At 37.9% G+C, this 14,664-nt stretch carries 15 protein-coding genes; 10 read left to right on the top strand and 5 right to left on the bottom strand.

All coding sequences use genetic code 11. The annotated features are described in order from the left end of the window. Positions 1-12 precede the first annotated feature (12 nt). From xylB to ACTH6U_RS10175, 5 genes are all read left to right on the top strand, one after another. Complete coding sequence (gene xylB, locus ACTH6U_RS10195; protein ID WP_434718786.1) at positions 13-1,479, top strand: xylulokinase; 1,467 nt, start codon at positions 13-15, stop codon at positions 1,477-1,479. A gap of 111 nt (positions 1,480-1,590) precedes the next feature. Beyond that, entirely contained in the window at positions 1,591-2,883 is a 1,293-nt protein-coding gene (locus tag ACTH6U_RS10190) for an MFS transporter (protein WP_294107517.1), read from the top strand. A gap of 638 nt (positions 2,884-3,521) precedes the next feature. Then, on the top strand, positions 3,522-4,745 hold the full coding sequence (locus tag ACTH6U_RS10185) for a hypothetical protein (protein WP_294107515.1): 1,224 nt from the start codon (positions 3,522-3,524) through the stop codon (positions 4,743-4,745). Positions 4,746-4,750: 5 nt separating this feature from the next. Further along, complete coding sequence (locus ACTH6U_RS10180; RefSeq protein WP_441832130.1) at positions 4,751-5,986, top strand: Zn-dependent hydrolase; 1,236 nt, start codon at positions 4,751-4,753, stop codon at positions 5,984-5,986. Between the two features lie 95 nt (positions 5,987-6,081). Beyond that, positions 6,082-7,266, top strand: coding sequence for a M20 family metallopeptidase (locus ACTH6U_RS10175; protein WP_294107511.1), 1,185 nt, complete (start codon positions 6,082-6,084; stop codon positions 7,264-7,266). Between the two features lie 125 nt (positions 7,267-7,391). Here ACTH6U_RS10175 and ACTH6U_RS10170 read toward each other — a convergent pair whose 3' ends face one another. Beyond that, positions 7,392-7,568 (bottom strand): DUF2526 family protein, encoded by a 177-nt coding sequence (locus tag ACTH6U_RS10170; protein ID WP_434718789.1) that lies wholly within the window; start codon positions 7,566-7,568, stop codon positions 7,392-7,394. 85 nt (positions 7,569-7,653) lie between these two features. After that, positions 7,654-8,214, bottom strand: coding sequence for a helix-turn-helix domain-containing protein (locus ACTH6U_RS10165; RefSeq protein ID WP_294107508.1), 561 nt, complete (start codon positions 8,212-8,214; stop codon positions 7,654-7,656). Between the two features lie 80 nt (positions 8,215-8,294). On the opposite strand from ACTH6U_RS10165, the gene ACTH6U_RS10160 reads away from it, so the two are divergent. Together ACTH6U_RS10160 and ACTH6U_RS10155 are read left to right on the top strand one after the other, a co-directional pair. After that, complete coding sequence (locus tag ACTH6U_RS10160; protein ID WP_441832129.1) at positions 8,295-8,951, top strand: AzlC family ABC transporter permease; 657 nt, start codon at positions 8,295-8,297, stop codon at positions 8,949-8,951. 2 nt (positions 8,952-8,953) lie between these two features. Beyond that, on the top strand, positions 8,954-9,274 hold the full coding sequence (locus ACTH6U_RS10155; RefSeq protein WP_434718790.1) for an AzlD domain-containing protein: 321 nt from the start codon (positions 8,954-8,956) through the stop codon (positions 9,272-9,274). A 93-nt stretch (positions 9,275-9,367) separates the two neighbouring features. Here ACTH6U_RS10155 and ACTH6U_RS10150 read toward each other — a convergent pair whose 3' ends face one another. Next, positions 9,368-9,556: a YegP family protein gene (locus tag ACTH6U_RS10150; RefSeq protein WP_294107504.1), complete on the bottom strand. Its 189-nt coding sequence runs from the start codon at positions 9,554-9,556 to the stop codon at positions 9,368-9,370. Between the two features lie 435 nt (positions 9,557-9,991). Next, on the bottom strand, positions 9,992-10,300 hold the full coding sequence (locus tag ACTH6U_RS10145) for a hypothetical protein (protein WP_434718791.1): 309 nt from the start codon (positions 10,298-10,300) through the stop codon (positions 9,992-9,994). A gap of 276 nt (positions 10,301-10,576) precedes the next feature. Between ACTH6U_RS10145 and ACTH6U_RS10140 the strand changes: the two genes are divergently transcribed. Beyond that, positions 10,577-11,581, top strand: a complete 1,005-nt coding sequence (locus ACTH6U_RS10140; protein ID WP_336430827.1) for a luciferase-like monooxygenase — start codon at positions 10,577-10,579, stop codon at positions 11,579-11,581. Between the two features lie 68 nt (positions 11,582-11,649). Here the strand turns inward: ACTH6U_RS10140 and ACTH6U_RS10135 are convergent, their stop codons facing one another. Then, the gene (locus ACTH6U_RS10135; RefSeq protein ID WP_294107500.1) at positions 11,650-12,036 is read right to left on the bottom strand and encodes a YkgJ family cysteine cluster protein; all 387 of its coding nucleotides are present in this window, start codon (positions 12,034-12,036) and stop codon (positions 11,650-11,652) included. A gap of 574 nt (positions 12,037-12,610) precedes the next feature. Here ACTH6U_RS10135 and ACTH6U_RS10130 point away from each other — a divergent pair. Both ACTH6U_RS10130 and ACTH6U_RS10125 read left to right on the top strand, forming a co-directional pair. Next, a complete protein-coding gene (locus ACTH6U_RS10130) occupies positions 12,611-13,162 on the top strand; it encodes an NADPH-dependent FMN reductase (protein ID WP_441832128.1) in 552 nt (183 codons plus the stop codon). Between the two features lie 522 nt (positions 13,163-13,684). Further along, a complete protein-coding gene (locus ACTH6U_RS10125) occupies positions 13,685-14,644 on the top strand; it encodes a fimbrial protein (RefSeq protein ID WP_441832127.1) in 960 nt (319 codons plus the stop codon). Positions 14,645-14,664: the final 20 nt, after the last annotated feature.

The raw sequence follows: 14,664 nt of genomic DNA, 5'->3' as shown, positions 1-14,664 counted from the left end.
AGGAGATTTGTCATGTATCTCGGAATTGACCTTGGCACTTCAGAGCTTAAAGCGGTATTGATTGATGGAGACGGTGAAATTGTTGCGTCTAGTCATATGGCTTTAACCGTACAACGACCTTATCCGCAGTGGGCAGAACAATCTCCTGATAGCTGGTGGGAAGCGACCAATGCGGTTGCCGCAACATTACGACAAAAGGCGCCTAAAGAATGGGCGGCGATAAAAGCTATCGGTTTATCTGGGCAGATGCATGGTGCTGTTTTACTTGATCAAAAAAATAATGTGCTACGTGATTGTATCCTCTGGAACGATACCCGAAGTGCGAATGAATGTAATTGGCTAATGGAAAACTACCCGCAATTTTTGACCATAGGGGCAAACTTGGTCATGCCAGGCTTTACTGCCCCTAAATTATTGTGGGTTGAACGTCATGAACCTGAGATTTTTAGCCAAATTGGAAAGGTATTGCTACCGAAAGATTATTTGCGTTGGAAGATGACTCGTGAGTTTGTTAGCGAGATGTCTGATGCTGCGGGAACTTTATGGTTAGATGTCGCAAAGCGCGATTGGTCTGATGAATTATTGGCTGCAACAAATTTGACTCGTGAACAAATGCCATCATTAGTGGAGGGTTCTGAGAAAAGTAGTGTATTAAGCGCTGATCTTGCCTCGCATTGGGGGCTAAGTGCAGATGTCATCGTCGCTGGTGGTGGGGGGGACAATGCGGCTTCTGCGGTTGGTGTTGGCGCGATTAATGAAGGCGATGCTTTAATTTCATTGGGTACCTCTGGTGTGATTTTTGTGGTTAACAATCAATTACAAGCCGCGCCACATAAGGGGGTACATGCTTTTGCTCATGCACTACCTAACCGTTGGCATCAAATGAGTGTGATGTTGAGTGCAGCAAATTGTTTACGTTGGCTGTGCCAGCTATTGTCGACAACAGAAAATCAATTGATGGACGAAGTTGGTCAATTGAGTGAAGAACAGAAAAAACAATCCCCCGTATTTTTGCCTTATCTTTCAGGGGAAAGGACGCCTCATAACGACCCTTTTGCGACAGGATCATTTTTTGCACTGAAAAATGAAACGACTCGTGGACAGCTGGGTTTTGCTGTTATTGAAGGCGTTACTTTTGCACTTGCAGATGGCATGCAGGTGCTTAAAGAAACAGGAACACAAGTCAGCTGTTGTAGCTTAACAGGAGGAGGGGCTCGGAGTCCTATTTGGGCACAGCTTATTGCGGATGTAATTGATATTCCAATAGTTACCCATCCTGCGAGCTCTTCTGGTGCACTCGGTGCTGCGCGCCTAGCTTGGTTAGCGGATGGTGGAATTGAAGAGCTGGTGTGCCGTAAACCCGATGTTCTGAGCACTTTTTTGCCTTGTAAAGATAACCAAGTCTGGCTTAAGCAACGTTTAGATGTGTTTAGATTATTGTATCAACAGCAAAAACAAGCAAGAGCATTAATGCCGTGATAGGACCAGTAACGGCGGTTATTTACCCTACAAGCCGTCGTTACTTTATGTGTTTTCGATTTAAAAAACATTTAATTAATAAAACTACAATTTAAAAAAGAGGAAACTGCAATGGAACAAAAGCAGTATTGGCTTGGATTACCTAAGCATTTGTTCTGGGGTTTCATCGCTATCGCTATTTTTATGAGCGGTGATGGTTTTGAAATGGCCTTTCTATCTAAACATATTACTGATCTTGGCTTTACACCGACACAATCTGCGATGGTTTTCACTGTATATGGATTAATGGCTGCGGTAGCGGCTTGGGCGTCGGGCGTTGTTGCTGAAATTATCACTCCATTGAAAGCCATGATGATAGGTTTCGTGTTGTGGATCGTAATGCATGTTTTATTCATGGCATTTGGACTCGGAATGAAAAGCTATTCAATGATGCTGTTATTTTATGGTATCCGTGGTTTGGCTTATCCACTATTTATCTATTCATTTATGATGATGTTGGTTCAAGTTATTCCTCGCGCGCATTTAGCGGCAGCGACAGGGTGGTTTTGGGCGATGTATTCAGTGGGTATCGGTGTTATTGGTAGCTATTTACCGAGTTTTTCCATCCCATATATGGGGGAGACGGGAACACTTTGGATGGCGATAGGTTGGGTTGCCATTGGGGGGGCAATTGCTTATTTTAGTCTCCGTAATGTGCCTGTTGATCGCTCGAAAGTAAATTTACCGATGAAAGATAAAATGTCCGAGCTGTCACGTGCTGCGACAATTTTATTTACCAATAAAAATATTCTTATGGCAAGTATCATTCGTATAATTAATACAATTTCGCTATTTGGATTTGCGATTATTATGCCATTATTATTTGTTGATAGATTAGGGTTTACTATTTCTGAGTGGCTACAAATTTGGGCAGTGTTCTTTTTTGTGACTATTTTCACCAATATTTTTTGGGGTATTGTTGGAGAACATATCGGCTGGATCCGTCAAGTAAGATGGTTTGGTTGTTTAGGTATGGCTGTATCGAGTTTAATGTTTTATTACCTACCCGTATATTTTGGTCATAATTTCGCGATTGCATTAATTCCAGCCATTATGTTAGGAATATTTGTTGCCGCATTTGTCCCTATGACAGCAGTATTCCCAAGTATAGAGCCTCATCATAAAGGTGCTGCGGTATCTATTTACAACTTATCTGCTGGTCTTAGTAATTTTGCTGCGCCGGCTATTGCGAGTTTATTTCTTCCTTTTTTTGATATTGTCGGTGTTGTTTGGGCTTACACTGGTTTGTATATATTTGCGGGTGTTTTAACTTTCTTTATTAAAGTGCCACAACCTGGATTTGAAAATAACCGTAAAATTAAAAATGTAGTTGTTTCATCAGAGCAGTCAGCTGCAAATCAGTAATGTATTAGGGATTAAACTCAAATAATGTTGTAAACCTGATTTTGCGAATTCAAACAACCTCATCGATATTTAATATATTTGTGAGGTTTTTTATTTATTACATTTAAAGATTTTTACGCCTTTTATGTTTATGTTGGAAGGGAAATAACTCAAAAATATAAAAAAGTAGAATATATGGTTCAAAGAGAAAATTCCTTGTTATTGTTGTGTCTTTTTTAGATTGTTGTCATGTGTAATTAAAAATATAAGCCTAGGTAATAGAATATAATTTCATGGTTTAAAAATTAACCTGAAGATTATACCGTTAAAAAAAACATATAAATAAGAATTTAACACTAATTCTCTGTTGGATTGTTAGAGGATATGGGAAGTATATAGCTAAGCTTTATTATATCTGACTATAAGATTTATTATCTCTGATTATTCCTATCTCTGTCATCCTGGTTTTGTGACCTATACATCTGGATTTTCAATGATATTATGAAATTTGTTGCGTTTTTGTATAAGTATAGATAATTACTCTTAATATTGGTTATATAACATTCATAAGCAAAATTTTAATCTGTCTCAATGTAAGATAAAAAGTTTGTAAAACTAAAAATAAACAATTAAAAAAAGATACATTCGGGGAAAAAGTCATGTCACAGATGTTAGCGCTGTTTCTTATAGTGGGGATATTGTATATCGGGGATGCGATAGCGGTGAGGACCAAAGCATGGATCCCATCGGTTTTCGTTTGTGCTGTTTTATTTTTGGTTGGCTATTGGACTATATTTCCAAAAGATATTGTCAGCATTGCCGGTATTCCACAAGTGGTTGCTGTATCACTGATGTATTTATTGATAACCAATATGGGAACCTTATTATCGCTTAAGGAATTACTGCGACAATGGAAAACAATTTTAATTTCCTTATCCGGTATTTTAGGCATCATCGTCTTTATTTATATCATCGGGATGGCACTGTTTGATTTAAATACCGTATTGGTTGCAATACCACCGCTAGTGGGCGGCATTGTCTCTTCATTAATTATGTCAAAGGGTGCGGCGGAGGCGGGTCTTGTTGATCTTTCTGTTTTTGCCATCTTAATTTATGTTATGCAAGGCTTTGCGGGATATCCACTAACAGCAGTTATGTTAAAAAGAGAAGGGCGTCGTGTTTTAGAGCAGTATCGTAGTGGGAAATGGCATGAATCATTAGCTGCGGAAGGGGCTAATGATGTTGAAGTTAAAACGTTGGTTTCAGAAGATGAAATGCCGCGTATGTTTAAAAAAATACCTTCTCATTATAATACTAGCTACTTTAAATTTTTACGATTAGCGGCTGTGGGGTATATCGCTTACATTGTTTCTTCATGGGCCGCGCCATACGTTAGCATTAGCCCATTTGTATTATGTTTATTATTTGGTGTTATTGCATCGTCGGCTGGATTTTTAGAAAGACAACCATTGCAAAAAGCCAATGGTTTTGGTTTTGCCATCATGGGATTAATGTTATTTATTTTTGATACATTAAATCATGCAACTCCCGATATGCTATTACGCCTTGTTTATCCGATGGTCGTGTTAATTGTCGCCGCTGTTATCGGTATGTATATTGCTTCATGGATAGTAGGTCGAATTTTAGGTGTTTCCAAAGAGATGGCTTTTGCGGTTTCATTAACAGCGTTATATGGTTTTCCAGCAGATTATATTATCACTAATGAAGCGATTAATGCCTTAACCAAAGATGAGAAAGAGCGTCAAATACTTACAAGTCACATGTTAGGGCCGATGTTAGTCGGTGGCTTCATTTCGGTTACGATGGTTTCAGTGGTCTTAGCTGGGATTATGGTTGCTTACATTGTTCCGGTTGCAGGGTAATTATTATGGAAACAAGTATTTCTAGAATACAACGTCATTTAGAGCAATTGGCGGAATATACATTAACACCTGGGCAAGGTACTACGCGCATGAGCTATAGCGAGCAAGATAGTCAAGCTCGTGCTTATTTAAAACAGGAAATGACTGCATTAGGTTTGCTTGTCCGTGAAGATGCGATTGGTAATATTTATGGTCGATTAGAAGGACAACAGCCTGAGCTTCCGGCGGTGATTATTGGTTCCCACTTTGATTCGGTGCCTAATGGTGGGGCTTTTGATGGCCCAGCAGGCATTATCACTGGATTGGATGTGGTCGCGCGTCTGCGTGAGCAAAACCTCCAGCCACGTTATCCACTTGAGGTGATCGCACTGGTTGAAGAGGAAGGAACGAGCTTTGGTCGTGGTTTGATGGCATCTAGTGTGATAACCGGACTGATTGGTAGTAAAGAACTTCATCAGTTAAAAGATAGGCAAGGTGTTAGTGCCGCGCAGCGCATGGCGACAGTAGGCTTCAATGCAGATAAAGCCCATGAAGCGGTGCTGAAACCAGAGTCGGTGAAAGCATTTCTAGAATTACATATTGAGCAAGGTCCTGTATTAGAGCAAGCCAATGAAGATGTTGGAATTGTCGATACCATTGTTGGTATTAGTCAATTAGAAATAAAACTTCAGGGCAAAGCAGGCCATGCAGGTACTACGCCAATGAATATGCGTGCTGATGCATTAGTTTGTGCTAGCCATATTATTAGTCATATACCGGAGCTTGCTAAGGCTGCGGGCGATAATACGGTAGCGACGGTGGGGCGCTTAAATGTGATGCCCAATGGTGCAAATGTTATTCCAAGTGAAGTTATTTTTAGTGTCGATATTCGTTCAAAAAATGATGTTGCGTTACGAAGGGTCATTGAGCAAGTTATTGAATTAACAGAGCAAGAAAGTGAAAAATTCAATATTACTAGCGCTATTGCTCAGCCTTTGTATGTGAAGCCGACAGTATTGAATAGTGATATTTGTGAATTAATGAAACAGCACGCCAGTGCACAAAATTTACGTTTTCGTACCATGGTGAGCGGTGCAGGTCATGACACGATGATTTTTGCAGGCATTACTCAGACAGGACTCATTTTTGTTCCTAGCCGTAACGGTTTAAGTCATCACCCTGATGAATGGACTGATTATGCACAAATCGCACGCGGTGTGGATCTGATGTTTGCTACAGTAAAATCGCTGACTGAATGTTAATCATTATAAATTATTAGAACAATAAATTGCATATAACTAAATTGTAAAAAGTAAATTTCAATTAAAGTGTTTGCAAAAAAGGCAAAAGGTAAAAAATGGTCAATACAACAATTGCAGCTGCAATCAAAAAACATACACAAGATATGATTGCATTTCGTCGTGAGCTCCATGCAAACCCTGAGTTATCATGGGAAGAGGTCCGAACGACCCAGCGCATCGCCCAAGAGCTGGCAAAAATTGGCATTGAATATCGACTTACCGAGCCAACGGGAATTATTGCTGAAATCAAAGGCGGTAAACCAGGTAAAACCGTTGCATTGCGAGCGGATATCGATGCATTACCTGTTTTAGAGTTGAATGATTCATTAGAGTATAAATCGACAATCAAAGGTAAAATGCATGCTTGTGGACATGATGCGCATACCTCAATGCTACTGACTGCCGCAAAAGCACTTTATGAAGTGCGTGATCAGCTAAAAGGTAATATTAGGTTGATTTTTCAACCCGCTGAAGAAACCGCGAAAGGTGCAAGCGCAATGATCAAACAAGGTGCAATTGAAAACGTGGATAACGTATTTGGTATGCATATTTGGTCTACTACGGCGTCAGGCAAGGTTTCTTGTAATGTAGGCGGAACTTTTGCTTCTGCGGATTTACTTATTGTAAAATTTAAAGGTCGCGGTGGACATGGTTCGATGCCTGAAGCTACCGTTGATGCAGCTATTGTTGCCTCTTCCTTTGTGATGAACTTACAAGCGATAGTTTCCCGTGAAACTTCCTCACTTGATTCTGCGGTTGTCACCATCGGAAAAATGGAGGTGGGTACCCGCTTTAATGTTATTGCAGAAAATGCGGTGTTAGACGGGACTGTTCGCTGTTTTGATCTAGAAACTCGTACCCGCATTGAAGCGGCTATTCGTCGTTATGCAGAGCATACAGCTGCAATGTATGGCGCAACGGCAGAAGTAGATTACATTTATGGAACATTACCAGTTATCAACGAAGAGCGTAGTGCACTGCTAGCACAATCTGTGATTAAACAGGCTTTCGGCGAAGAAACGTTAATGTTTGAAAAACCGACACCGGGCGGTGAAGATTTTAGTTTCTATATCGAAAATATACCGGGCTGTTTTGCTTTATTAGGTTCAGGTAATGCAGAAAAAGATACCCAATGGGCGCATCATCATGGTTGTTTTAATGTTGATGAAGACGCGATGGCAACAGGTGCAGAGCTTTATGCACAGTACGCCTGGTCATATTTACAGCAAGAGAACTTTTAAATGATCTCTATTATGGCTTTCGGATTGATATTATTACCTATACCAGGATTAGCGTTAACCCTATTGCCAGTGCTTTTTGTTTAAACGATGCTAATGGATTATTAGGGTGGAAACCCTAATAATCTTTATTGGTTATGATGAACAAAAATGGCGTCTCTTAAACGTTGCTGCTGCTCAAACCTCTGTTCGTCTGTTAATCCCGCATCATGAGATAACTGTGTGAGCAATTCATTCATGTTATGAACAATATTTTCGTCTAATTTTAAATCAACTTTTTTAACTATTTCTTCGTAATGTGTCATTGCGCATCGTCCTGTAAATTTAAAGGTCAAATTATAAGATATGAAAATATTAAATGCATTATCGATAATTATATCTAATTAAGTGCTAATTTTGTTTATCGATAACCATTACAGCCATCGTATCAGGTTCAAGTGCCCGCATAATATGAGGTTCATCTCCAGGATAATGAATATAATCGCCGGGGTGTAACTCTGTTGGGTTATCAAGCGGGCCGACTAAGGCTCTACCTGACATCAAAATAATATGTTCACTCACACCGTGCATATGGGGTTCTGAAATGCGGTCACGACCTGGTTGAGCAACCACGGTATAAATATCACGTCGTGAATCAGAGGGTGCGGACGAAAGTAAAAAAACTAAATAATTAGCATGTTCAGCACTGATTTGGACACCATCACCATGACGGATCACCGTTACTGTTTCTCGTTTATCTTCAATGAGACGAGCAAATGGAATATCTAAAGCAATACAAAGTGCCCATAACGTCTCAATACTGGGATTACCTTGGCCTGATTCTAATTGGGATAAAGTCGATTTAGCGATCCCTGCCTGACGAGATAATTCAGATAAAGATAACCCGCTTTTTAATCTCTCACGGGCGAGTGCTTTTGATATCAGTTCGATAGGGGGCGAAAGTAAGCTCAATTTTAATATCCTATTTTGATTGACTTAGCGATAATCATCGACATAATGAACGAACGTATTATATATCGAACGGTTGAATTATGCTAACTTCTACACTTAATAATAACACAGTGAAAAATATTACACTGGTGTGTATTGCAGACCTTATTGTTGGAATTTCGTATGGGGCACTGGCTCATTCCCAAGGATTTGATTTATGGGTGCCCCTGACTCTGTCTATTTTAGTTTTAGCTGGGGCATCAGAATTTTTATTTATTGGTGTTATTTTTACGGGAGGAAGCCCTATTTCGGCGGCATTAGCGGGGCTATTGGTAAACTCGCGACATATTCCATTTAGCTTTGCTGTCAGCGAACTGGCAGGAAAGGGGCCAAAAGCACTACTGGGATATCATATTATGAATGATGAAAGTGTCGTATTTGGTTTAGCACAAGACAATAAAACAGAAAAACGTGCTGCATTTTGGTTATGTGGGATAGGGATCTTAATTTGTTGGCCTGCAGGTGTTTTGATTGGTGAGGCGCTGGGTAGCTTCATTAATGATACTCATGTGTTGGGAATGGATGCAATGTTTCCCGCGATCATTTTAGCATTATCATTACCGGCGCTAAAAGATAAACGTTTGAGGATCACTGCAATTATTGGGGCTGTGATTGCTGTTGCTGTGACTCCAGTATTACCGGCGGGAATACCCGTTTTGCTCGCGTTATTGAGCCTAGTTATTTATATAAGGAAATAATTATGATGGATAATCCATGGCTTATTTTAGCGGGTATTTTAATATTGGCTATTGGTACGTATTTGATGCGCGCATCTGGCGCTATTCTAAAAGATAAAATAGTTTTATCCGACAACAGTCAGGCTCTATTTTCAGCGGCGGCGATTGTGATCTTATTCTCTGTTGCAGTGACTTCAACAATCTTTGATGGAAGTCACCTGTCTGATTTACCTAAAGTCGTTGGTGTTTTGGTGGCTGGTATTTTAACGTGGTTTAAAAAACCATTTATTTTGATTGTGTTATCTGCTGCGGCGGTAACCGCGTTGCTACGTTGGATTCTTTAGTAGTAACATCGAGATATAACGTAATCATAACCATTTGGTTTTAAAATAGATATTGTCAAAGCTGTCCCTACCTTATCGGTAGGGAACAGATATTTAAGCAGTTAAATCATTTATTGTTTCGGTGGAACCATTTTTCTGGACAGAGGCGATGCCTTTTAGTGCTGATTGTTTTGATGCATACATTTCACTTGTCGCAATGATTTCATGATTTGCAGCTTTTAAAACAAAGTAATAAGGCTGAGCCACATCTTTGGTCGATTTTTTTAGTTCAAAATAACCCATGGTTAGCTCCAAAATAATTTTAACTATATTAAGGTTGATTGAGGTTGGAAATTTAATCTATATAAAAACTTCAGTTTGTATAAGGTATTCAATATATAAGGTAATTCAAGTTATATGAGAAAATGGAATATTATCAATAACTTTTATAGATACTATTAATGGAAATTACGTTTACAACAAATTATCTTTAGTTACTTCGATTTAAAGATTAGTCGTAATAATGTAATTTTACCAGTGCTTAAAAAGTAATTAGGATTAAGTACAAAAAAAAGCCTCTGTAAACAGAGGCAATCGTAGGATATATATAAAATTTTTATTATCTGATTAACATATATTTTATTGGCAATAGATACTATGCGGTTATACATATCGTTGTGAAAGGTATTACCGAACACTTAAATTATATTCAACCATTTGTTCACCAATACAATCAGATTATTGTGTTACGGGTTTGTTCACTGGCAGTGGTGCAGGCATCGTATATTTATTCGAATTTTCAGGAACTTCAATTACTGCAACCTTAACGATATAGCGTTTACCATCTTCAATTTTTGGCACATTATTGGCTATTTTTTTTATTGTTTCATTAGGTGTAGTTGTTTGTTCAGTTACGCTATACACCATGTTATGGTGATTTCCCATATGTTGGCGCGGAGTATGATTATTATTCGCACTGTTAGCGACTGCTACAAACCCTACTGACATTAAGACTAAAGCAAGTAAACCTGAATTAATTTTTTTCATCATCTATCCCTCTATGTTTTCGATAGCTAGATACTCGATGAATTCATTTCTTCTCGCAATCGCTTTTACCTCTGTTGACTGAAGCTTCATAATTACTGCACTTTTTATTCATGTTTGGCTCATATTGCTATTTATTCGCTATTTCTGTACCGATTAAAAGTCAAAATATTAAGTTTTAGTCCAGTTGTGCTGAGCACATTCCAATAGCTGGTGAACAGGGAGGTTATCGTCTAGGATGGCTATAGAGTTAATAAAAAACTAACTAAGTGAGTTGTCATGTCAGATAAAAAAATTCCACTTTCCTTACTCGATTTAGCGCCGATTACTCAAGGTTCGACTGCAAAAGAGGCATTTTCTCATTCTCTAGATTTAGCGAAAATGGCACAAAAGCAAGGCTATTATCGTTATTGGTTAGCAGAACATCATAATATGACGGGAATTGCGAGTGCGGCTACGTCCGTTTTGATTGGTTACCTTGCGGCGAATACAAGCACACTTCGTTTAGGTTCTGGTGGCATTATGCTACCAAATCATTCACCTTTGGTCATTGCTGAGCAATTTGGTACATTAAATACACTGTATCCTGAACGTATTGACCTTGGAATAGGGCGTGCTCCGGGCAGTAATCAGCAAACGATGCAAGCATTGCGTCGCCATATGAATAATGATATCGATAACTTTCCCCAAGATGTTGCTCAAATAGTGAATTGGTTTGATGCGACCGATCCTGATCCTGCCGTGCGTCCAGTTCCTGGATTTGGTGAAAAGGTACCCGTATGGTTATTAGGTTCCAGTTTATATAGTGCAAGGCTTGCGGCTGAAATGGGATTACCTTTTGCTTTTGCATCACATTTTGCCCCCGATTTGTTATTACAAGCGTTGGAATTATATCGTGCTAACTTTAAACCTTCAGATAGGCTAGCTAAGCCTTATGCAATGGTATGCATTAATATTATTGCCGCAGATAGCAATCGTGATGCAGAGTTTCTATTTACGTCTATGCAACAAGCTTTTGTTATGTTGCGTCGTGGACAAACTTCTCAACTCCCACCGCCAGTCGAAAATATGGAAACTATTTGGTCTCCAGCAGAACAATTTGGGGTTCAGCAGGCACTCGCTATGTCTTTGGTCGGCGATAAAGCTAAAATTCGTCATGGATTAGAATCGATATTACGTCAAACGCAAGCTGATGAAATCATGGTTAATGGACAAATATTTGATCATCAAGCACGGTTATATTCATTTGAATTGGCAATGCAAGTGATGAATGAAATCTCATGATGAGTTGATTGCAATACTAATTGAGTTAGCTTGGAAGATAACCCAGAAATGCTCTGGGTCATTGACGATTAACAAGCAATTTGCGGCCGATTTGGCTCGAGTGGTGCTAATCCATAAGCCGCGCGAGCTTTATCGCAAGCTTCATTATGTATCCCATTAAGCCAAGATTGCTCAAATTCATGACAAGGCGTTGGTCTTTGGTGATATATTGCACAAGAAACATTTTCCCCAATATTCCCTTTAAGCGCAGTACAGCGTGTATTTTGTTTTTGATTAGTTCCTTGCATACAACTCATAAATGGTGTGATTTGCTCTGTTAGATGTTGTGGTACAGTGCCGCCACCTATTTGCGCTTCAGCCCAATAAAAGGAAACACGAAAATAGGCGCAACAAGCACCGCAGCTAATACAAGGGTTATTTGAGGAATTAGTTTCTAGTATATGAATATTGGTCATATAATTACAGGAGTCCATATTTATAAAATCATTAGAAATATTAATATTAACTACAATTAAATTGTTTAGTGTTGATGGCTAGTCTATTGTATTTTATTGTTTTTTTATTGCTGAGTTATGCAGTATTACTTTTTAAGTAAAAAATAATCCTATATGCTTATTTATCTTTTAAGCTAAAAAAGTTACCCAAAACCTTAGCGAAATTCACCCTCAAAATAGTACAGAAAGTAGACTATTAAAATTACATCAATTTGCCATTCTTTTCTATGGTCATCGTCATAATTATCTGCCAATTTTTGTGATCTGTGATCCAATAGTTTTTGAGTATTTACACCTTGATATCGATACAATTTTTTTGATAATGATCTTTATTGCATGTGTAGTTATGCATAATAATCAACCAAAAATTTAAAGCTTCATTTAACATAGATTTATATGACAGAGAAACAAGACTGACATTTGACGTTGTACTATATGCAGGGGGCTTTCATTCAGTTGCTGGCCTCTGTTCTTATTTTCTACTGGAAATCTCTATTGACGATATGAAATTTCTAAAAATTATGGGTGTTGAAGTATGCATATTCAGATTTTAATTGGTAGTGTTCGTCAGGGGCGTATTGGGCCACAAATAGCATGCTGGGTTAAAGATGTGGTAAGCCAAAAATACTCTACAGAAATTATTGATTTAAAAGATTGGTATTTACCAATGGATGATGAACCTGGATTGCCTGCTGAAGGTATTTATATGCATAAGCATACAATTGCGTGGAGCAAAAAAATTCAAGAAGCAGATGCCTATATATTCGTTTTTCCACAGTATAATTGGGGTTACCCAGCGGCATTGAAAAATGCTATAGATCATTTGTATAAAGAATGGAATAAAAAACCGGCGATGATGGTCAGCTACGCAAATAGAGGAGGGGGTAAAGCTGCACATCAATTACAGCAAGTTCTGGAAGGAATTCACATGAATGTGACTGATACGAATTTAGAAATAAAACTCTCAGAAATTAAATTTTCTCAGTCTGAAGATGTCACTAACTACCCTGAATCCCTTTATCATTATGAAGACAATCTTATAATGGCAATGAATCAGATGTATGATATTCATTCTTATTTAGAATAAAAGTCAAAACGTTGCATTATCAAAATTACTAATTAAAAATTTAGATAATAATGAATGGGTTATCACATAATTTATAGATCGAAACCTCGCTTAACGCGGGATTTTCTGTTTTCTGAGGAATTGATAATGCAAATATTAACAGAGTTAGTATTTAGACCAGTTAAAGAAACGTTAATAGAAAATATAGACGATATATGTATTGATACAGTTAATATATTTAGTTACACACTATAGACGAAATTAATAACTTATGAATATCAATTTACTCACCACCTGAGTAGTATTCTTCGTAGCCAACAACGCATGTTTATTTAAAACAGCTAAAATAGTATGGAAGAGCGACTAGTGACTATAAGTTTACTAAAGCATGAATGCAATTTTGCTAAGAATAAATTATTGCAAATGTGTTCAAGGTGAAATTTAGCATTTGCATTAACATGGCAATGATAAAAAGTATGCAAACCTGCTAAATATCAGTGAGATATATAAAAACTGCTAAGGAACACTTAAATGAAATCCCTTATGAACAAAAAAATAAAAAATAGAGTTAAGAAAGGGGTGTTTAGTTCGTTATTACTGACTTTCAGTGCGCTTTCTTATGCCGGTGTTACATGTACTCCTCAAGGAGCGTGGTTCCCTTTGCCATTACTATCTATTGATTTGAATACAATACCAGGAAATATCCCTGCTGGAACAACATTAGGTAGTGGTTTTTCAGCTATATCATGGAATTGTAATTTTTCAGGATCTCAAGCGGATAGAACTATCTGGTTTTACAATCAAACGCCCGAATCAACTAAAGCTTATCTTCTCTCTAGTGGCGTTAGAGTTTATCAATCAGCTTATGACACTAATGAAGTAGAAATTACAGCACTGAATACACCTAGATTAATGGTTGGGTATTGGAATACAGGTAATTATTCAATAGCTTTATGGCATACGTTTACTATAAAGCGCGGAGCGGGACCATTAAAATCATTTGATACAGGTAATTTTACTCTCGGTTATCACACGGATGGTGTGAGAAATCGTATTGGTGATAATTACACTATCCGTCTGGTAGGAACATTAGTTAACTATTGCCCGACACCTATTGTTACGATGAGTGATGAGGTGGTCGATTTTAAAGAGTTGACGACAGACCAATTTGAAAATAATAAAACAGTAAAAGAAAATTTTAATTTAACATTAACGCCTGTTTCAACATGTGAAGCCGCACTGGAAGTTAGTGTTAAATTTCAAAGTAATAAAGGCGTAGTCAATAATAAATATTTAGTTTTTGATAATGGCTTACAGATGGCGATTACAGACAGAAGTTTAGGGCAAGAAATTCGCTTTGATCAAGAATATTATAAAGGTGTTATTTCTCAGCAAAAACCGGGTAATTACCTTTATTCAGCGGAATTATCTAAAGAAAATAATTCAACGATTAAACAAGGCCCCTTTAGTAATACAGTCAATGTTTTATTCTCATATAGGTAATAGAAACATAGTTTTCAAAT

It is taken from the genome of Providencia sp., assembly GCF_052096715.1.
GTDB lineage: Bacteria > Pseudomonadota > Gammaproteobacteria > Enterobacterales > Enterobacteriaceae > Providencia.
The sequence above is the reverse complement of the archived record's forward strand: the minus strand, read 5'-3'. Positions and strand labels throughout refer to the sequence as shown.

Excerpts from the sequence above, each read along its gene's own strand:
- ACTH6U_RS10125 (WP_441832127.1), top strand. The coding sequence starts at position 13,685 with ATGAACAAAAAAATAAAAAATAGAGTTAAGAAAGGGGTGTTTAGTTCG.
- ACTH6U_RS10190 (WP_294107517.1), top strand. The coding sequence starts at position 1,591 with ATGGAACAAAAGCAGTATTGGCTTGGATTACCTAAGCATTTGTTCTGG.
- xylB (WP_434718786.1), top strand. The coding sequence starts at position 13 with ATGTATCTCGGAATTGACCTTGGCACTTCAGAGCTTAAAGCGGTATTG.
- ACTH6U_RS10140 (WP_336430827.1), top strand. The coding sequence starts at position 10,577 with ATGTCAGATAAAAAAATTCCACTTTCCTTACTCGATTTAGCGCCGATT.
- ACTH6U_RS10135 (WP_294107500.1), bottom strand. The coding sequence starts at position 12,036 with ATGACCAATATTCATATACTAGAAACTAATTCCTCAAATAACCCTTGT.
- ACTH6U_RS10145 (WP_434718791.1), bottom strand. The coding sequence starts at position 10,300 with ATGAAAAAAATTAATTCAGGTTTACTTGCTTTAGTCTTAATGTCAGTA.
- ACTH6U_RS10160 (WP_441832129.1), top strand. The coding sequence starts at position 8,295 with ATGCTAACTTCTACACTTAATAATAACACAGTGAAAAATATTACACTG.
- ACTH6U_RS10170 (WP_434718789.1), bottom strand. The coding sequence starts at position 7,568 with ATGACACATTACGAAGAAATAGTTAAAAAAGTTGATTTAAAATTAGAC.
- ACTH6U_RS10130 (WP_441832128.1), top strand. The coding sequence starts at position 12,611 with ATGCATATTCAGATTTTAATTGGTAGTGTTCGTCAGGGGCGTATTGGG.
- ACTH6U_RS10185 (WP_294107515.1), top strand. The coding sequence starts at position 3,522 with ATGTCACAGATGTTAGCGCTGTTTCTTATAGTGGGGATATTGTATATC.
- ACTH6U_RS10175 (WP_294107511.1), top strand. The coding sequence starts at position 6,082 with ATGGTCAATACAACAATTGCAGCTGCAATCAAAAAACATACACAAGAT.
- ACTH6U_RS10155 (WP_434718790.1), top strand. The coding sequence starts at position 8,954 with ATGATGGATAATCCATGGCTTATTTTAGCGGGTATTTTAATATTGGCT.
- ACTH6U_RS10150 (WP_294107504.1), bottom strand. The coding sequence starts at position 9,556 with ATGGGTTATTTTGAACTAAAAAAATCGACCAAAGATGTGGCTCAGCCT.
- ACTH6U_RS10180 (WP_441832130.1), top strand. The coding sequence starts at position 4,751 with ATGGAAACAAGTATTTCTAGAATACAACGTCATTTAGAGCAATTGGCG.